Here is an 18860-nt window from a genome sequence, read left to right on the forward strand (position 1 = left end):
ACACCGTAACCCAAAGTGATCGAACCGACAAAACCGCCGGCCCGCCCGTGTTTATCGAAGCAAAAGCCTCAGTTCAGCGCCTTGCGATTGAAGTCGCGCAAACGGAAGCCCATCAACAGCAACATGCCGAAATACGAGACCACGCCAGCCCCTACCAGCGCGCCCAGACGCAGGAATCGCTCAAGCATGTGGCCCTGATCCCAGGCCGGCATGAAATGCATCCCGGCCAGCAACACCGCGGACATCACCGTGACCGCTACCACCAGTTTGGCACCGAACTTCGCCCAGCCCGGCTGCGGCTGATACATCTGCTGTTTGCGCAGCTGATAGAACAGCAGCCCGGCGTTAAGGCAGGCACCGGCGCTGATCGCCAGAGCCAGACCGGCATGGGCCAGCGGCCCGATCAGCACCAGGTTGAACAACTGGGTAACCACCAGGGTGAAAATTGCGATTTTCACCGGCGTGCGAATGTTTTGTTGCGCATAAAAGCCCGGCGCCAGCACTTTGATCACGATAATCCCAAGCAACCCGACCGAATACGCAATGAGCGCGCGCTGAGTCATGGACGCATCGAAGGCGTTGAACTGGCCGTATTGAAACAGTGAGACCGTCAGCGGCTCAGCCAGAATCCCCAAGGCCAGCGAGCACGGCAGCACCAGCACAAAGCACAGGCGCAGCCCCCAATCGAGAATCCGCGAATACTCTGCGCGATCCTTGCTGGCGTAGGTCTTGGCCAGGGTCGGCAACAGGATCGTGCCCAGCGCCACACCCAGCACGCCGGACGGCAATTCCATCAGTCGGTCGGCGTAATACATCCACGACACCGAACCGGCGACCAGGAACGAGGCAAAAATGGTGTTGATGATCAGCGAAATCTGGCTCACCGAAACGCCGAGAATCGCCGGCAGCATCTGTTTCATGACCCGCCACACGCCACTATCACGCAGGTTCAGGCGTGGCAGCACCAGCATGCCGATCTTTTTCAGGTGCGGCAGTTGATAGAGCAACTGTGCCAGACCACCCGCCAGCACCGCCCAACCCAGCGCCATGACCGGCGGATCGAAATACGGTGTCAGGAACACCGCAAAGATGATCATGCTGACGTTGAGCAAGGTCGGCACGAAGGCCGGCACCGAGAAGCGGTTATAGGTGTTGAGGATCGCCCCGGCCAATGAAGACAGGGAGATCAGCAATATATAAGGGAATGTCACCCGCAACAGGCTGGAGGTCAGCTCGAATTTTTCCGGGGTATCGGTGAAACCGGGCGCGGTCACCCAGATGACCCACGGCGCAGCGAGCATGCCCAACGCAGTGACCACTGCCAGCGCCAGGGTCAGCAGTCCGGAGACGTAGGCAATAAAGGTTCGCGTCGCCTCTTCGCCTTGCTGACTTTTATATTCAGCGAGAATCGGCACAAACGCCTGGGAAAACGCCCCCTCGGCGAAGATCCGGCGCAGCAGATTGGGCAGTTTGAAGGCGATAAAGAAGGCGTCGGTGGCCATTCCCGCACCAAAAATACGCGCAATGAGGGTGTCACGGACGAACCCCAGAATCCGGGAAAGCATCGTGATAGAGCTGACGGCGGCCAACGATTTGAGCAGATTCATTGAAAGAGTTTGTGCCTGTCGATAAACAGCAGGCGAACAAAGCGCCCACTTATGCGATACTCCGCGCCGCAGCAGCACAGAGCCAAAGCTCGCGAGTTTACAGGTCAAGCGCCGGAAATAAATATCCCGCCTCTTTATACCTACCACTTAGCGGAACGTCTCAACCGCCCTTGACAAGACATCAACTCATCGGCATGATTCGCGGCCTATTTTGTTTGCTATTTCCTAAAAAGTCTTTCGAGGAGCTCGACGGTGGCCAACACACCTTCCGCCAAAAAACGTGCAAAACAGGCTGAGAAGCGTCGCAGCCACAACGCCAGCCTGCGTTCCATGGTTCGTACCTACATCAAGAATGTAGTTAAAGCCATCGACGCAAAAGACGCTGAAAAAGCTCAAGCTGCTTACGTTCTGGCCGTGCCAGTTATCGACCGTATGGCCGATAAAGGCATCATCCACAAGAACAAGGCTGCTCGCCATAAGAGCCGCCTGAATGGCCACGTCAAGGCTCTGAACCTTGCTGCTGCCTAAGTAACACGCTTGTTAAAAAACCGACCTCAGGGTCGGTTTTTTATTGCCTGCGAATTGTGTTGCACGCCTGAGACCCCATTGAAACTGATCGCCAGCAAGCCAGCTCCTACAGGTATTGCGCAATCCTTGTAGGAGCCAGCTTGCTGGCGATAGCGGTCTTCAGATCACTGATGAGCCCAAGGCAGGATAGGAATCGCCGTCACCGCATTCTGCGGACTACCCTCAATCAAGCGATCGCTGTACACCAGATACACCAGCGTATTGCGCTTCTTGTCGAGGAAACGCACCACCTGCATGGTCTTGAAGACTAGCGACGTACGCTCCTTGAACACCTCTTCGCCATCCTTCAACTCACCCTTGAAGTTGATCGGACCGACCTGACGGCACGCAATGGACGCTTCCGCTCGATCTTCAGCCAGACCCAAACCACCCTTCACACCGCCCGTCTTGGCTCGGGACAGGTAGCAGGTCACGCCTTCGACCTTCGGATCATCAAATGCCTCAACGACGATGCGGTCGTTCGGGCCGACGAACTTGAACACCGTCGACACCTGACCAATCTCCTCGGCCGAAGCCAGCAGCGGCATTGCCAACAGCAGGCCCAACAATCCTTTTGCCACGCGCATTCAAATATTCCTTCAGACCAGGATCAGGTTATCGCGGTGAACCAGTTCCGGCTCCGCCATGTAACCCAACAGACCTACAATCGCCTCAGACGACTGACCGATGATTTTTTGTGCTTCCAGCGCGCTGTAGTTGGCCAGGCCACGGGCGATTTCACGACCGTCCGGCGCGACGCACACCACCATTTCACCGCGACGGAAGCTGCCCTGAACCAGCTTGACACCCACCGGCAGCAGACTTTTATTGCCTTGGGACAAGGCCGTCACCGCACCGGCATCCAGCACCAGCGTGCCGCGAGTTTGCAGATGCCCGGCCAGCCATTGCTTGCGCGCCGCCAGCATGCCGCGCTCCGGCGACAGCAAGGTGCCGATGCGCTCGCCGGCCTTCAGGCGATCCAGCACACGCTCAAGGCGCCCACCGACGATGATGGTGTGCGCACCTGAACGGGCCGCCAGGCGCGCCGCACGCAACTTGGTCTGCATGCCGCCACGACCCAACGCACCACCGGTACCGCCCGCCACTGCATCCAGCGCCGGATCATCAGCGCGCGCTTCGTAAATCAGCTTGGCATCGGGATTGTTGCGCGGATCGGCGTCGAACATGCCGTCGCGATCCGTCAGGATCACCAGCAAATCAGCCTCGACCAGGTTGGCCACCAGCGCCGCAAGCGTATCGTTGTCGCCGAAACGGATTTCGTCGGTGACCACGGTGTCGTTTTCGTTGATCACCGGGATCACTTTCAACTCGACCAAGGCACGCAAGGTGCTGCGGGCATTCAAGTAGCGCTTGCGGTCGGACAGATCGTCATGAGTCAGAAGAATCTGCGCAGTGTGCCGGCCATGCTCGGCAAAGCTCGACTCCCACGCCTGAACCAGACCCATCTGACCGATGGCGGCAGCAGCCTGCAATTCGTGCATCGCACTGGGTCGCACGGTCCAGCCCAGACGGCTCATGCCCGCTGCCACCGCCCCGGAGGACACCAGCACCAGCTCGACGCCCGCCTCATGCAAGGCCACCATCTGTTCAACCCAGACACCCATTGCCGCGCGATCCAGGCCCTTGCCGTCCGCCGTCAGCAACGCGCTGCCGATTTTCACGACCCAACGCTGCGCACCTGTCACCTTGCTCCGCATCATCTTCAACCTTAGCTTGAGGGCAGCACGACCCAGCGCTGCCCGTGACGTTAATCGTGGCTATTTGTTACCAACAATCGATTTCCAGATACTAAAACGCCGCTCCAGGGAGCGGCGTTCAAGTTTATCGCAACAGATCAGTCACGCACGTAAATGATTTCCGGACCGTCTTCGTCATCCACATCTTCTTCATCCCAATCATCGTCACCGATGTCATGGACCGACTTCACGCCGCTGCGACGCAGGGCACGCTGGTCATCCAGGGCCTGCAACTGAGCGCGCGCTTCGTCTTCGATGCGCTGATCGAGCTCGGCCAGCTCTTCCTTGTAGGCCGGATCGTTCGCCAGACGGTCAGCACGATCTTCCATGTAACGCATGATGTCGTGGCAAAGACGCTCGGTACCGAGCTTGGAGATGGCGGAGATCACGTAAACCGGACCGGTCCACTCCAGGCGATCAACGATTTCCTTGACGCGAGCATCGTGCTCTTCTTCAAGGATCTGGTCGCATTTGTTCAGTACCAGCCAGCGATCACGCTCAGCCAGGGACGGGCTGAACTTGGTCAGCTCGCTGACAATCACTTCGGCCGCATCCGGGGCGCTGGTGTCATCCAGTGGTGCCATGTCCACGAGGTGCAGCAGCAAACGGGTACGCGCCAAGTGCTTGAGGAAACGAATCCCCAGGCCAGCGCCGTCAGAGGCACCTTCGATCAGGCCCGGAATGTCCGCAACCACGAAACTTTTCCAGCGATCGACACTGACCACACCCAGGTTCGGCACCAGCGTGGTGAACGGGTAGTCGGCGACTTTCGGCTTGGCGGCCGATACCGAGCGAATGAAGGTACTTTTGCCAGCATTTGGCAAACCCAGCAGACCAACGTCCGCCAACACCTTCATTTCCAGCTTCAGGTCACGCGCTTCACCCGGCTTACCCGGAGTGGTCTGACGCGGAGCGCGGTTGGTACTGGATTTGAAACGGGTGTTACCCAGACCGTGCCAGCCGCCATGGGCCACCAGCAGCTTTTGACCGGCTTTGGTCAGGTCGCCGATCACTTCCTGAGTGGCAGCGTCGATGACTGTGGTGCCGACCGGCACACGCAGTACCAGCTCTTCACCCTTCTTACCGGTGCAGTCGGTGCTGCCGCCGTTGGAACCGCGCTCGGCATCGAAGTGCCGGGTGTAACGGTAGTCCACCAGGGTGTTGAGGTTTTCGTCGGCGATCATGTAGACCGAGCCGCCATCACCACCGTCGCCGCCGTTCGGGCCGCCGTTTTCGATGAATTTCTCGCGACGGAAGCTCATGCAACCGTTGCCGCCGTCACCGGCCTTTACTCGAATCGATACTTCATCAACAAACTTCATAACAAAACGCCTCTCGCCATACGGACGAGCCGAAAAAATCCAGACATAAGACTCTTGCAAAAATGAGCGCAGCGACCTCAATCAACGACCGCAAATCCAGCGCTGGAGCTCATTACAAACAGCTTTGCAAGAGACTCACCCCACAAACGAAAAAGCCCCGTCGCGAGACAGGGCTTTTCCAGCATCTACGTAATTATGCCGCGACGACTTCAGTCTTCGGGACAATGCTCACGTAACGGCGGTTGAAAGCGCCTTTTACTTCAAACTTGATCACGCCGTCGATTTTAGCGAACAGAGTGTGATCTTTACCCATGCCAACACCGTAACCGGCGTGGAATTGGGTGCCGCGCTGACGCACGATGATGTTGCCCGGAATGATAACCTGGCCGCCATACATCTTCACGCCAAGGCGTTTGGCTTCTGAGTCGCGACCGTTACGGGTACTACCACCAGCTTTTTTGTGTGCCATGAGTCAATTCTCCTAGTGAGGAATTAGGCTGAAATTAAGCCTGAATACCGGTGATTTTGATCTCGGTGTACCACTGGCGGTGGCCCATACGCTTCATGTGGTGCTTACGACGACGGAACTTGATGATGCGGACTTTATCGTGACGACCTTGGGAGATCACTTCAGCCACAACGGTAGCGCCAGCAACAACTGGAGCGCCGATGTTCACGTCATCGCCATTGGCGACCAACAGAACGCGATCAAAAGTAACGGATTCGCCGGTAGCGATTTCCAGTTTTTCGATCTTCAGGTATTCACCTGGGGCGACCTTGTATTGCTTGCCACCAGTAACAATTACTGCGTACGACATGGTATTTCTCCGATAATCCTGCTCACCCAGCTCTTTATAAGAAGAGGTATTGGCTGGCATGGCTGCATATGGCTGGAAGGCCAGTTTGCAATTGCGTAAGGCAGGTGCTGCCCAGGAAGTTCAGGGTGCGCGATTGTACGCAAGCTGCCGTGGCGTTGCAAGAGGCCGTCCATCGCGCCTTGACACCCGCCGACGTGGGTCCTAGCATGCCGCGCAACCCTTCTGGAGCGACTGTCGCTGATGCAACCCCAAGCTTTCTACCGCGCGGTGGCGGACGATTTTAGCGCCGTCGACGGCATCATCAAGAAGCAGCTGACTTCCCGAGTGCCGCTGGTATCGAAAATCGGCGATTACATTACCTCGGCCGGTGGTAAACGCCTGCGTCCTTTATTAGTGCTGCTGTGTGGCAAGGCCCTTGGCCGCGAAGGCGACGACCTGCGTCTGCTGGCCGCGACCATCGAGTTCCTGCACACCGCCACCCTGCTGCACGACGACGTGGTCGACATGTCCGGCATGCGCCGCGGCCGCTCGACTGCCAACGCCATGTGGGGCAACGCGCCAAGCGTGCTGGTGGGCGACTTCCTGTACTCGCGCTCCTTCGAAATGATGGTCGAACTGGGCTCCATGCCGGTGATGAAGATCCTTTCGCAAGCCACGCGCATCATCGCCGAAGGCGAAGTGTTGCAGCTGTCCAAGGTTCGTGACGCGAGCACTACCGAAGAAACCTACATGGAAGTCATCCGTGGCAAGACCGCGATGCTTTTCGAGGCTTCGACCCACAGCGCCGCCGCCCTCTGCGAAGCCACGCCGGAACAGGCTGAAGCCCTGCGCACGTTTGGCGATCACCTGGGCGTAGCCTTCCAGTTGGTCGACGACCTGCTGGACTACAAAGGTGACGCAGAGACCCTGGGCAAGAACGTCGGTGACGATCTGGCCGAAGGCAAGCCGACCCTGCCGCTGATCTACACCATGCGCGAAGGCACGCCGGAGCAGGCTGCCCTGGTGCGCAAGGCGATCCAGAAAGGTGGCATCGAGGACCTGGAAAGCATTCGCGAGGCCGTTGATGCTTCCGGTTCGCTTGAGTACACCGCGCAACTGGCCCGCGACTACGTGGCCCGTGCGATCAAATGCCTCGACGCGCTGCCCGCCAGCGAATACCGCGATGCATTGGTCGAGCTGAGTGAATTCGCGGTCGCCCGCACTCACTGATCTGCTTTTCGTAGGAGCCGGCTTGCTGGCGATTGCATCACCGCGGTGCTTCTGGAGCACCGCGGCGACTGGATCGCCAGCAAGCCGGCTCCTACAGCCCCCCTCCCGGCTAAAACCCTATATAATGTGCGCTTTTTAGCGATCCTGAATCCAAGGAGCTTTAGTGAGCACGTTGCCACCCTGCCCGAAATGCAATTCCGAATACACCTATGAAGACGGCGCGCAGCTGATCTGCCCGGAGTGCGCCCACGAATGGTCCGCCAGCGGCGAAGCTGAAGCGGCATCCGATGACGCCGTGAAAAAGGATTCGGTGGGCAATGTCCTGCAAGACGGCGACACCATCACCGTGATCAAGGACCTCAAGGTCAAAGGCACATCGCTGGTGGTCAAGGTCGGCACCAAGGTCAAGAACATCCGCTTGTGCGATGGCGATCACGACATCGACTGCAAGATCGACGGCATCGGCCCGATGAAGCTCAAATCCGAGTTCGTCAGAAAAGTCTGAACCTGCTGTATTCCATCCCGCGCCCGGCGTGGGATGGTGCTTCGTCCTCCCCCGCTTCGCCCCGTATTTCCTCGCAATAGCCAAACGCCAGCCGCTTTGACCTTACGCAATCTTTACCCGGAAAAAATCACAAACCGCCAATAGGCCCTTGCTATTTGATGAATAAGAATTATTCTCATTGAAACCAATCAATGGAGATGAGACCCATGACTTATTTGATCGATGCCTGGCTGGACCGCCCACACCCCTACCTCAGGATCCTGCATCGGGAAACCGGGGAAGTCTGTGCGGTGCTTGAAGAAGAAGCCTTGAACGAGCTGCAGGATCAGGGTGACCTGGACGTCAACGGCTTGAGTTCCAGCGAGCCGGTGGTGCTCAAGGAACTGGTGCGCAATCTGTTTCTGTTCTGCTATGCCCGGGCGTTGCGCCCGTCGCATGAACTGCATCACAAGCTGGAAATATGAGAAACCCCACAAAACCTGTAGGAGCGAGGCTTGCCCGCGAACCCGACAACTCGGTTCCGACTTGAAACCGAGGTGATGCATTCGCGAGCAAGCTTCGCTCCTACAGGCTCATGTTTTACAGAACGTCGAGCAGCTCGACGTCGAAGACCAGTACGCTGTGCGGCGGAATGCTGCCAACGCCTTGAGCGCCGTAAGCCAGTTCGCTCGGCACGTACAGACGCCATTTGCTGCCAGCGTTCATCAGTTGCAGGGCTTCGGTCCAGCCAGCGATCACGCCGCCTACCGGGAATTCTGCAGGCTGACCGCGCTCGTAGGAGCTGTCGAACACAGTGCCGTCGATCAGGGTGCCGTGGTAGTGAGTACGCACTTGGTCTTCACGGGTCGGCTTGGCGCCTTCACCGGCGGTCAGCACTTCGAATTGCAGACCGGAAGCCAGGGTGGTGATGCCATCGCGCTTGGCGTTTTCAGCCAGGAATGCCAGGCCTTCGCCAGCAGCCGCTTCAGCTTTGGCAGCTGCTTCGGCTTGCATGATTTCGCGGATAACCTTGAAGCTGGCGGACATTTCTTCCTGACCTACACGGCTTTCCTTACCGGCGAAAGCGTCAGTCAGACCTGCCAGGATTGCGTCCAGGCTAACGCCCGGCGGCGGGTTGTCGCGCAGTTGGTCGCCCAACTGACGGCCAATGCCGTAGCTGACGCGGGTTTCGTCGGTGGACAGATTTACTTCGGACATGACACTGCTCCGCTGTGCGGACGGCCCTGGAACTTGCCGTGCGTGCACAGCGCGTCCCGGAACGCCCGGAACCAAAAGGGCCAGCAGACTAGCACAGATGTCGTTGCGCTGATGAGGGGGTGTCAGTGCTGCCAGGCAGAACCGAAGGCAATCGGCACCTTCAGGCTTTCCCCCGCACTCGCACCCAACCCGCACATTTCATCGTGAACCGATGTATGCACAAGGTTGAATGGCAAGGTGGGAAAGTTATGCAGCACTTCACGCGCATGCTCGACCGAGCGCAGGTGAACCATCTCGCCGTGAGCATCACTCAACGGGTAGGCGGCCCCGTGCATGCGCGCCTCCAACAGGTAGATTCCGCCTTCCATGGAGATCAGGTTCAGCTCATCGACTTTCCCTGCGATGGCATAAGCACGTAACTCTACGAAGTTCATGAACGCACCTCACGCAGTGGCGAGCCAGCATTCATACAGGCATAGGCCTCACAGCATCAAAGTACAAGCCATAAACGCCACCGCCCGTCTGTTTCACACCGTTCATGTAGGAGCGTGCGGTGCGGCGATCCGACTTGCCCGCGAAGAGGTCGTGTCAGTCGACATAAGTGTTGTCTGTCACGACGCCTTCGCGGGCAAGCCTCGCTCCTACAGTGCCTGGTGAGGATCAGTGCTTGGTGAGTTTATCCAGATACCCCATGGCAAACGCCGATACCACGAAGGTCATGTGGATGATCACGTACCACTTCAAATGCTCGGGATCGACGTTTTTGGCGTCCATGAAGATCCGCAGCAGGTGAATCGACGAAATCGCCACGATGGACGCCGCGACCTTCATCTTCAATGAAGACGAATCCATGGTGCCCAGCCAGTTGAGCTTTTCCTTGTTGTCATCGATATCCAGCTCGGAAACGAAGTTCTCGTAGCCGGAAATCATCACCATCACCAGCAAACCGCCCACCAGCGCCATGTCGATCAACGACAGCAGCACCAGAATCAGGTCCGATTCGGCCATCGAGAACACGTTAGGGATGACGTGGAAGACTTCCTGGAAGAATTTCAGCGCCAGGGCCAGCAGCCCGAGGGACAGACCGAAGTAGATCGGCGCCAGCAGCCAGCGGGAGGCATACATTGCATTTTCGATAAAGCGTTCCATTGAATCTCACACGTGGGCTGGAAATGGCCGCGAGTATACCAGCCCCCCGTTACAGCCAGAAACACTCGGAAAATCCGCCACCTGCGCGTGTGTGACAAGGTTTTTCTGCTAGTGTCCAAAGCATTGACACCTCTGCGACATCGGACAGGACGACGGGAAATGGATGTGCGATTGCCTTTAATGAGCGCCGGGATTTGTCTGGCCCTGCTGGTGAGCGGCTGTTCACCGGACGATGACAAACGCCAGGTCAGCCTTGAGGAAAAGACCGCGCAATTCGAAACGTCTCTCGACGCGATCCAGGACCCGAAACTCAAGGATGCCGTGGCCGAACTCGGTGGCTCCCTGCTGCTGCTCGAACGTGCGCAACTCAAACTCGACAGCAAACCGGTGGAAACCGAGTACGGCGCAGATGTCCTCGCCGTGCTCAAGCACTACCCCACGCCACAGGCGCTGGTCGACACGTACATTAACGGCCTGTTCGTGCTGCACAAGGATTCCAGCTCCGACTACCTGACCGATCTGCAACCGGTGTTCCCGTTCAACTTCAACATTCCGGCCGAGTTTCTCTTTCCCCACGGCCTGGAATGGCAGTCAGTGACCTTGAGCAACAAACGCGTGATCCCGTTCCAGCCGGAGTGGTCGGAAACCGATCCGGGCATTCAACTGAGTCCGTCGAGCTCCAACCTGACCAGCCCCGACGATCTCACGGTGACTTATCCCTTCATCGACGGCCTGGGCATGGAAATCAAGAACCAGCCGCAGCCCGTCAGCCTGCAAGGCAAGGTCGAAGTCATCGCCCCGCGCAGGCTCTATAGCTTCGACCTGACCAAAAAAGACGTCGGCCAGACTCGCAGCAATGACAACCTGAGCGTCACGCTGCTGAAGCTGACAAACAACTACGCCGAAATCGAGTTCAGCAACAGCGCGCCGCTGGCCCCGGAAGTCAGCGAGATACCCTTCAACCCGTCGGTCGTCCAGGCCAGGGACGCCACCGGGCAATTTCTCTCACGCTCGGGCTCGATCAACCAAACCGCCGCGCAAATTGCCTTCTACCAGAAACAACTGGCGAAAATGCAACAGCAGAAGAGCTGGAGCGAAGCCTTCGAAAGGCAGCTCGATGAAGAACAACGCGCGTTTGAGAAGCAACAAACCAGGCATTACTCCAAGGTGTATTTCAACGGCCCGATCGAGACCCTTGAAGTCAGCCTGCTGGACTTTTCGGCGGCCACGGTCACGCGCAAGGACCTGGACCTGCCGATCCGTCGCTTCGATCAACACACCACGGCAAAAACCATCCAGCCACTGACTTTACCCGTGGTCGTGTACGACGATCAGGCACCGACCTGGCTCAAAGGCGCAACGCTCAGCGAGGAGCAACTGAAGAAGAGCGTCAGCATCCGCCAATCGGTGGACGACCCGAGCGCGGCGCGCATCGAGTTCGATCACACCCGAAGCTTCAACGATGAACTGCTCGGCACGTCCTTCAGCCCTGGCGATAGCCCGGTCAGTTTCTTTACCGAGGACAGCAGCGGTCAACGCGACGAGCCGATCGAACTGCCGCCCGAGGCTTACCAGGTCGATCCCCTGCGCGGCATCATCACTTATGACCTGAACCTGTTCGCACAAACGCCGGCGTTTGCGGTGGGTTCCATGCCGCTGTTCCTGGCCACCGTCGACAAGCAGACACTTGAAACAGACCGGCTGCCCAAAGGCCTGGAACTGAAAGGCAATGCACTGGTGGTTGATCTGAAGCTGTTCCCCGCCCAGGACTGGCGCTTTTTCGCCAGGGACGACAGCGGCCACTATCTCAAGGAGATTCTTTCGGTCATTCACGATGCAAGTGCGCAGGGCCCGGCGTTATTCAGCGTGCATTACTTCTACGGCCAGCCAGCGCAGCTGGAAACCTATCAGCGAACCGATCTCACCACGGTGCAATATGGATTCGAGGTCAAACTCGACAAGGCTGATACGTCCAGCCTCGCCCAATAGTCGTCTCAGTGATCGGGGCGGAACTCGAAGCCGCCCATGTTGCGGCAGCGCCCACCATTGATTTCCCGTAGCTGGGCTTGCAGGTGCAGGCACCAGATTTGCGGGTCATCGGCCAGTTCATAGCCATGCAACGTCAGGCTTTCAACGATGGTGTCGAGGATCGATTCAGCCGCGAAGGGCCCAGGAAACGGGCCTTGGGCTTTGATGGCTGAGGGTTGTTCGCCGGCCATTCCGGCGGCGAAAAGCAAAGTCCACATGCCCGTATCACCAGCCAATGGCTTGATGGCACATTCGATACGGGTCACAAGGCCCAGGCATTGACGGGTGAGGCAGAGGTTGCGCGACATGGCGGCGACCCTCGGTAGATCCGGTATTCAGCTCCCACGGGAGAACTGTCTCGATCCAGTGATTACTGTCGATGTCCTTGAGCTGAGAATAGAAGAAAAGTCAGGCCCGCACGCCAACTGAGACCAGAAGGCGCCGAATGGTCATTGTGTGAATATTGACGTCAGAGTGATGGCACTTGTAGGAGCGAGCGGTGCGGCGATCCGACTTGCCCGCGAAAGCCATGACGCGGTTTGCCGGAATAACCGCGTTATCGTTCTTCGCGGGCAAGCCTCGCTCCTACAGGGACTCCTCTGTGTCAGGCCGGCTTGGCTTCGACCAACGCTTCCTGTGCCGCTTCTTTCTCGGCTTCTTTCAGGTCTTCTTCGCTGATCATTTCCGCGATCACCCGCAAGCGCTCCACCACCCGCGCATTCACGCTGCCTTCTGGGAATTCGCCATTTTCATCCGGCGCACCGGCAGGCTCGCCGACCAACAGGCTCAGCGCTTCGTCAGCCTGGCGTACTGCGTAAACGTGGAATTGCCCTGCGCGCACCGCCGCCAGCACCTTCTCGTCCAACATCAGCGTCGCCACGTTGGCGTGAGGAATGATCGCCCCCTGCTCACCGGTCAGCCCGCGGGCTTCGCAGAGGCGGAAGAAGCCTTCGATCTTCTCGTTGACCCCGCCCACCGCCTGCACTTCGCCGAACTGGTTGATCGAGCCGGTGATTGCAAAGCATTGCTTGAGCGGCGTTTTCGACAACGCCGAAATCAACGTGCACGCCTCGCCCAACGACGCACTATCGCCATCGACATAACCGTAGGACTGCTCCAGGGCGATGCTCGCGGAAATTGCCAACGGGAATTCCTGAGCGTAACGGCTGCCCAGATACCCGGTGAGGATCATCACGCCTTTGGAGTGAATCGGCTGGCCGAGGTTGACCTCACGCTCGATGTCGACAATGCCGCTGCCACCCGGGTACACCGTGGCGGAAATCCGCGCCGGGACACCAAACGCCGAATCCCCGACTTCCAGTACCGTCAGCCCGTTGCACTTGCCCACGGCCGCGCCATCGGTGTCGATCAGGATGATCCCGGCCAGCATGTCATCGAGAATCCGCGCCGAAACGCGCCCGGTGCGGGTGGCCTTGGCCTTGAGCGCACGCTCGATGTGGCCGGCGTCGGTCATTTCATCGCTGGCCAGGTGACGAATGAAATCCGCCTCGCTGACCAGTTGGAACAAGTCACCGATCCGCGCCGACAAACGCCCCTGGTGCTCGGCCAGACGCGCGCTGTAGGTCGCCAGACGCGCCACCGCATCGGCGGTCAGCGGTGCCATGCCTTCTTCGGAGGTACGGGTTTTGAGCAACTGGGCGAACTGCTCCAGGCTTTCGTCGACCATCGGGATGTCTTCGTCGAAGTCCACCAGAACGCGGAACATCTCCTGGAAGTCCGGATCGAGGTCTTGCAGCGTGTAATACAACTGCCGGGCACCAATGATGACGACTTTGACCTGCAACGGAATGTGTTGCGGTGTCAGGGTCACGGTGGCCAGACGCCCCAGCTCACCCAGCGGTGATTCCATTTTCAGTTTGCGCGATTGCAGGGCGCGCTTGAGCGCATCCCATACGAACGGCTCGCTGAGCATTTTATCGGCTTCAAGGATCAGGAAACCGCCGTTCGCGCGGTGCAGCGCGCCCGGTCGCAACTGGCGATACGTGGTGTAGAGCGCGCCCTGATCGGTGCTGTATTCGATGCGGCCAAACAGGTTTTCGTAGGTCGGGTGCGGCTCGAACACCACCGGTGCACCGCCGCTGGCCGAGTGACCGACCACCAGGCTTGGCGCGTATTGCTCTTCCAGCATCTTGCGCGCCACCGCATCGACCTTGCTGTCGTCGACCAATTGCTCGACCACGGTTTTCAGCAAGTAAACCTGCATGGCTTGCAGGTAACCGCACACCGCCGCGTTCTCGGCGTATTTTTCCGACAACGGCGACAGCAACGGCTGCAAGGCCAGGGTGATGGTTTCTTCGTTGAGGTGGCGCAGCTGATTGCTCGACTCGCGCTTCCACTGCGGCAGGCTGGCGAGTTCTTCGTTCAGACGCTCTTCCAGGCCGGAGATGTCTTCGTGGAAACGTTCGCGATCGGCTTCCGGCAACTGGGCGAATTCCGCTTCATCCAGCGCCTTGCCTTCGCTCATCGGGGTAAACGCGATGTTGCTCGCGTCACGGTACAGCGCGACTTCTTTTTCCAGCGCCAGGCGCTCGATGATGTCCAGCGCCTTGTCGTAGCGCTGGTTGAAGGCGCGGTCGATGGCGCTTTTTTTCTGCTGATAAGACGGATGTTCGAATACCGCCGGGAAGGTCGCCAGCAGGTTGTCGATCAAAGCGTTGATATCACCGATGAACGCGCCGGCCGTGCCCGATGGCAATTCCAGGGCGCGCGGCTCGCGGGGCTCATCGAAATTGTTGACGTAGACCCAGTCGGCTGGGGTCTGCAGGCGCTTGCCTTCGGCCTTCAGGTAGCGTTTGACGAACGAAAACCGGCCAGTGCCAGGCTCGCCCATGACGAATACGTTGTAACCGGGGCGTGGCATGGCCACACCAAACTGCAAGGCTTCGACCGCACGTTCCTGGCCAAGCACACCGCGGAAGGGCTCCAGATCATTGGTGGTAGAGAAGCTGAACTGTTCAGCGGAAAACGGACGGGTCAGCGCTTCGGGCGCTAGACGCAAGCTGGCAGCAACAGGATCAGGCATCGGGCTTCCTTACATCAGGCGGGGCAGATAGCGGCATTCTGGCGCTGCCCATACCCCACTTGCAAGGCGCGCCTTTCGCCAAAGCATAGCCAAACGGGCATCCCCAGGCGGGCCGGGTCTAAATCAATGTTTTCAACGAATGTTTCGTAAAAAGTAACGGAACCCTTGGAACGTGCCTAAACTCCAAGCTGCGCGGCTGGAACAATAACCGGCCCACTGGCGCCGTAGTGGTCTGTACGAAAACTCGCCGAGCGGCGATCAGGCAAGGCGAAAACAGATGAGGAAGCGGAGTGTGGGGGACCCACATGAGCATTCCGAGTCTATTTTCAACGCAGCCTGATCGTCGCGCAGGCAGTTTTCGTACAGAGCCGGGCCAGAACCCTTGTCCATTGGTACGCACATAAAGAGAACAAAGCTATGAAACGGATTCTTCTCGGTACTCTCTTCACCGCTGTATCCATCAACGCTATGGCACAGGCGCCAGGCGGCCCGGATTGCGGGTGGGGCAACATGCTGTTCGAAGGTCAGCGTGGCACCCCGGCTCACTTCCTGGCATCCACCACCAACGGCACTTCCGGCAACGCAACGTTCGGTATGACCTCTGGTACCAACGGTTGCGCGACTAATGCGTCGCTGACTTATGGCGGCAAATCCTGGTTTGCCATGAATGGCATGATGAACGAGCTGTCCGAAGACATGGCTAAAGGTAACGGCGAAGCGCTGACGACCTACGCCGTGGTACTGGGTGTGGCGCCGGAAGACCGTGCGCATTTCGCGGCTGTGACTCACGAGCACTTCCAGCAGATCTTCAGCAAGGCTGACGTGACTGCAGAAGATGTGCATACCAACACCCTGGCCGTTTTGAAGGCCGATCCTCGTCTGGCCAAGTACGCAACTCAAGCTTAAGCTCGACCCGCCCGCTCCTTTCGGGGAGCGGGTTTTATTTTTTGGACCTGCCCTCTTTGGTAATCCTGTTTAACTGTAGGAGCTGGCTTGCCAGCGATGATCGTTAACGATGACGCGTGCTTACTGGATAAACACGGCGCCTTTGAGACCATCGCTGGCAAGCCAGCTCCTACATTGACGGTGTCTACCGCGCTGGGTCTTTATTTTTTTCGACTTAAGTTGCCCACTATGTTCAAACGCCTTGCCTGGCTGGCGCTCTGTGTCTGCGCCCCGCTGTCCGCCGCGCCTCACATCGACAATCAACGTTTGCAGCAACTGGCCAACGACCCCTTCTGGATTTCCCTGGGGCATTACGAAACCGCCAAGCTCGGTGGCTGGCGCAGCTATGTCAGCGACAGGAAGTTCTTTCTGGCGCCCGATGGCAACGAACACCCCGACCACGAACTGGCGGCCACCGTACAGGCGCTGTACGCACCGGCCAGTGCCGGCGAAAAGCATGCGCAATGTGTCTACCCGGCGCGTACCCGCTGGCTCAAGGCGCAACTCAACCTGACTGATTTGCCGGCCCTGGACTGTGCCGAATTCAAGCAATGGTTCAAGGATGTCTCGCCCCACAGCGCGGTAATGATTTTCCCGGCAGCCTACTTGAACAGTCCGTCATCGATGTTCGGCCACACGCTGCTGCGCATCGATCAGGCGGATGTGCAGAGCGACAAGACGTCATTGCTCAGCTACGCCATCAACTTCGGCGCCTACATCGAAGGTTCCGACAACAGCATTCTCTACGCCTGGAAAGGTTTGATGGGCGGCTACCCGGGCCTGTTTGCGCTGGTGCCGTATCAGGAAAAACTCTCGGAATACCGCAGCCTCGAAAATCGTGACCTGTGGGAATACCGGCTGAACCTGACGCAGCAGGAAACCGAGCGCATGGTCGAGCACGTCTGGGAACTCAAGCAGATCCAGTTCGACTATTTCTTCTTCGACGAAAACTGCTCCTATCGCCTGCTGGAACTGCTGCAAGTGGCGCGTCCAAGCCTGCGCCTGACCGAACAATTCCCGCTGACCGCCATCCCCACCGACACGGTCAAAGCGGTAAAAGAAGCCGGCCTGGTGGAGTCCATTCAGTATCGGCCGTCCCGCGAACGTGAACTGCTGAGCCGCGCCGAACCGTTGAATCCTGAAGAGCAGCAGTGGGTACTGAAAGTCAGCGCCGACCAGAAACAGTTGCAGGAGCCGGCGTTCAAGGCGCAATCGCGCGAGCGTCAGGCACTGATCATCGACGCGGCTTACCGGCTCGAACGCTACCGCGCCAACGGCCAGGAACGCGACCCGCAGCGGGCTCAGCGCAGTTTTGAATTGCTGCGGGCGATCAACCAGAACCCGGCGCCGGAGCTGGACATCCCGCAACCGGGCTTGCCCGAAGATGGCCATGAATCGCGCACCTGGCAGGCCGGCCTCGGCACCCGGGGCGACAAGGCCTTTGGCGAATATGGCCTGCGCATGGCGTATCACGATCTCAACGACAACTCGGAAAGCTTTCCCCTCGGCGCGCAGATCGAAATCCTGCAGATGAAACTGCGCCAGTACGAAGGCAATCAGTGGCAGTTGCAGCAACTGGATCTGGCGACCATTCGCTCCCTGACCCCGCGCAACGAGCTGCTGCAACCGCTGTCGTGGCAGGTCACCGGCGGCCTGGAGCGGGTGCCGGGCAAACATGACGATGAAACCCTCGTCAGCCATGTCAACGGCGGTGGTGGCGGCACGTGGCAACTGGGCGATGACATGCTCGGTTTTGCCTTGGGCACCGTGCGCGTCGAACACAATAACGACTTCGCCGGTTTCATCGCCCCGGCGGCGGGTTTCAACAGCGGTGTGCTATGGAAGAATCCGCTGGGGAATTTCAGCCTGGAGGCCAAGGGGGATTTCTTCACCAATGGCGAAGTGCGCCGTAGTTTGAGTCTGAACCAGCAGTGGGAATTGTCGCGCAACCTGGGTCTGCGTCTGAGCGCCCAGCGCGAATTCAGCCATCTGGCCACACCTGAGAATGAAGTGATGCTTGAGCTGAAGTGGTATCACTACTGACCTGTAGGAGCCGGCTTGCTGCGGGCGGCGTTCCGACGATGGCATCACCGCGGCGTAACTGAACGACCGTGTTGATGCCATCGCCAGCAAGCCGGCTCCTACAGGTGATGGCGTCATTGCGGTGTAGCTGAGCGACCGTGTCGATGCGATCGCCGGCAAGCCGGCTCCTACAAGGGATCTGTGTTGTTCAACGGATTCATCACAGGTCTTTCACGAAGGTCTCACGAATGCACTTCTAGACTTGAACCATAGGCCGTTGAACGGCCGGGAGTCCGAGATGTGGCGTTGTGTGGGTGTGATGGGTGTGTTGCTGTTGTGCGCGGGTTGCCAGACGACTCACGAAGACCTGATTGCCAAGGGTTATCCTCCGGCCTTCGCCGATGGTTTCGATGACGGCTGCAGCAGTGGTCGACAGGCTGCCGGGGCGATCACCGGTGAATTTCGCAAGAACGTGCCGCGGTATCTCAAGGACAAGCCATACGCCGAAGGCTGGAGCGATGGCTTCCGCCAATGCCAGGCCATGCGCGAAAGCGAAGACCGCGAGGACTATCGTAGCCACCATTGGGACGAACGTGAAAAAGCCTGGCAACAGCAGAAAGATCAGGACGCCGCCCGTGCGTTTCGCTCGCAATGAGTCGCTGACAGACATCCGCCGAAACTAAAAGCCTGT

The 18860-nt window shown here is 58.6% G+C and carries 19 protein-coding genes; 8 read left to right on the top strand and 11 right to left on the bottom strand.

Features of this window, described 5'->3' with window-relative positions; all coding sequences use genetic code 11:
• Nucleotides 1-68: 68 nt before the first annotated feature.
• Entirely contained in the window at nucleotides 69-1607 is a 1539-nt protein-coding gene (gene murJ / locus KGA97_RS08415) for a murein biosynthesis integral membrane protein MurJ (protein WP_008037902.1), read from the bottom strand.
• A gap of 252 nt (nucleotides 1608-1859) precedes the next feature.
• On the opposite strand from murJ, the gene rpsT reads away from it, so the two are divergent.
• Nucleotides 1860-2135 (top strand): 30S ribosomal protein S20, encoded by a 276-nt coding sequence (rpsT, locus tag KGA97_RS08420; RefSeq protein WP_008028826.1) that lies wholly within the window; start codon nucleotides 1860-1862, stop codon nucleotides 2133-2135.
• 164 nt (nucleotides 2136-2299) lie between these two features.
• On the opposite strand, the gene KGA97_RS08425 is transcribed toward rpsT, so the two are convergent.
• The 5 genes from KGA97_RS08425 to rplU form a co-directional block, all read right to left on the bottom strand.
• A complete protein-coding gene (locus tag KGA97_RS08425) occupies nucleotides 2300-2761 on the bottom strand; it encodes a CreA family protein (protein WP_008028828.1) in 462 nt (153 codons plus the stop codon).
• A gap of 12 nt (nucleotides 2762-2773) precedes the next feature.
• A complete protein-coding gene (proB, locus tag KGA97_RS08430) occupies nucleotides 2774-3892 on the bottom strand; it encodes a glutamate 5-kinase (protein WP_017340857.1) in 1119 nt (372 codons plus the stop codon).
• A gap of 137 nt (nucleotides 3893-4029) precedes the next feature.
• On the bottom strand, nucleotides 4030-5253 hold the full coding sequence (cgtA, locus tag KGA97_RS08435) for an Obg family GTPase CgtA (protein WP_223480576.1): 1224 nt from the start codon (nucleotides 5251-5253) through the stop codon (nucleotides 4030-4032).
• A gap of 193 nt (nucleotides 5254-5446) precedes the next feature.
• On the bottom strand, nucleotides 5447-5722 hold the full coding sequence (gene rpmA / locus KGA97_RS08440) for a 50S ribosomal protein L27 (RefSeq protein ID WP_003215862.1): 276 nt from the start codon (nucleotides 5720-5722) through the stop codon (nucleotides 5447-5449).
• A gap of 34 nt (nucleotides 5723-5756) precedes the next feature.
• Nucleotides 5757-6071 (bottom strand): 50S ribosomal protein L21, encoded by a 315-nt coding sequence (gene rplU / locus KGA97_RS08445; protein ID WP_003176051.1) that lies wholly within the window; start codon nucleotides 6069-6071, stop codon nucleotides 5757-5759.
• Between the two features lie 240 nt (nucleotides 6072-6311).
• On the opposite strand from rplU, the gene KGA97_RS08450 reads away from it, so the two are divergent.
• The 3 genes from KGA97_RS08450 (at nucleotide 6312) to KGA97_RS08460 (ending at nucleotide 8249) form a co-directional block, all read left to right on the top strand.
• The gene (locus tag KGA97_RS08450; RefSeq protein WP_008028837.1) at nucleotides 6312-7280 is read left to right on the top strand and encodes a polyprenyl synthetase family protein; all 969 of its coding nucleotides are present in this window, start codon (nucleotides 6312-6314) and stop codon (nucleotides 7278-7280) included.
• A gap of 163 nt (nucleotides 7281-7443) precedes the next feature.
• Nucleotides 7444-7785 carry a zinc ribbon domain-containing protein YjdM gene (locus KGA97_RS08455; RefSeq protein ID WP_008028840.1) on the top strand — a complete coding sequence of 114 codons (342 nt, stop codon included), beginning with the start codon at nucleotides 7444-7446 and terminating at the stop codon, nucleotides 7783-7785.
• 206 nt (nucleotides 7786-7991) lie between these two features.
• Nucleotides 7992-8249 (top strand): hypothetical protein, encoded by a 258-nt coding sequence (locus tag KGA97_RS08460; protein WP_008028843.1) that lies wholly within the window; start codon nucleotides 7992-7994, stop codon nucleotides 8247-8249.
• 115 nt (nucleotides 8250-8364) lie between these two features.
• Here KGA97_RS08460 and KGA97_RS08465 read toward each other — a convergent pair whose 3' ends face one another.
• The 3 genes from KGA97_RS08465 to KGA97_RS08475 all read right to left on the bottom strand — a co-directional run bounded on the left by KGA97_RS08465 (nucleotide 8365) and on the right by KGA97_RS08475 (nucleotide 10131).
• A complete protein-coding gene (locus KGA97_RS08465) occupies nucleotides 8365-8982 on the bottom strand; it encodes an FKBP-type peptidyl-prolyl cis-trans isomerase (RefSeq protein ID WP_008028844.1) in 618 nt (205 codons plus the stop codon).
• A 122-nt stretch (nucleotides 8983-9104) separates the two neighbouring features.
• Complete coding sequence (locus KGA97_RS08470; RefSeq protein ID WP_008028846.1) at nucleotides 9105-9416, bottom strand: DUF6482 family protein; 312 nt, start codon at nucleotides 9414-9416, stop codon at nucleotides 9105-9107.
• A 226-nt stretch (nucleotides 9417-9642) separates the two neighbouring features.
• Entirely contained in the window at nucleotides 9643-10131 is a 489-nt protein-coding gene (locus KGA97_RS08475; RefSeq protein ID WP_008037914.1) for a TIGR00645 family protein, read from the bottom strand.
• 159 nt (nucleotides 10132-10290) lie between these two features.
• On the opposite strand from KGA97_RS08475, the gene KGA97_RS08480 reads away from it, so the two are divergent.
• Nucleotides 10291-12120 (top strand): hypothetical protein, encoded by a 1830-nt coding sequence (locus KGA97_RS08480; protein ID WP_192228006.1) that lies wholly within the window; start codon nucleotides 10291-10293, stop codon nucleotides 12118-12120.
• A 5-nt stretch (nucleotides 12121-12125) separates the two neighbouring features.
• Here the strand turns inward: KGA97_RS08480 and KGA97_RS08485 are convergent, their stop codons facing one another.
• Complete coding sequence (locus KGA97_RS08485; RefSeq protein WP_008028851.1) at nucleotides 12126-12467, bottom strand: hypothetical protein; 342 nt, start codon at nucleotides 12465-12467, stop codon at nucleotides 12126-12128.
• 296 nt (nucleotides 12468-12763) lie between these two features.
• Complete coding sequence (locus KGA97_RS08490; protein ID WP_008028854.1) at nucleotides 12764-15202, bottom strand: Lon protease family protein; 2439 nt, start codon at nucleotides 15200-15202, stop codon at nucleotides 12764-12766.
• A gap of 417 nt (nucleotides 15203-15619) precedes the next feature.
• Between KGA97_RS08490 and KGA97_RS08495 the strand changes: the two genes are divergently transcribed.
• The 3 genes from KGA97_RS08495 to KGA97_RS08505 all read left to right on the top strand — a co-directional run bounded on the left by KGA97_RS08495 (nucleotide 15620) and on the right by KGA97_RS08505 (nucleotide 18824).
• The gene (locus tag KGA97_RS08495; RefSeq protein ID WP_008028855.1) at nucleotides 15620-16108 is read left to right on the top strand and encodes a DUF3015 domain-containing protein; all 489 of its coding nucleotides are present in this window, start codon (nucleotides 15620-15622) and stop codon (nucleotides 16106-16108) included.
• 228 nt (nucleotides 16109-16336) lie between these two features.
• Nucleotides 16337-18190: a DUF4105 domain-containing protein gene (locus KGA97_RS08500; RefSeq protein ID WP_223480577.1), complete on the top strand. Its 1854-nt coding sequence runs from the start codon at nucleotides 16337-16339 to the stop codon at nucleotides 18188-18190.
• A 277-nt stretch (nucleotides 18191-18467) separates the two neighbouring features.
• Nucleotides 18468-18824: a hypothetical protein gene (locus KGA97_RS08505; protein ID WP_008037920.1), complete on the top strand. Its 357-nt coding sequence runs from the start codon at nucleotides 18468-18470 to the stop codon at nucleotides 18822-18824.
• The last annotated feature ends 36 nt before the right edge of the window (nucleotides 18825-18860 follow it).

This window comes from Pseudomonas sp. BF-B-15, from assembly GCF_019946675.1.
GTDB classification, from domain to species: domain Bacteria; phylum Pseudomonadota; class Gammaproteobacteria; order Pseudomonadales; family Pseudomonadaceae; genus Aquipseudomonas; species Aquipseudomonas migulae.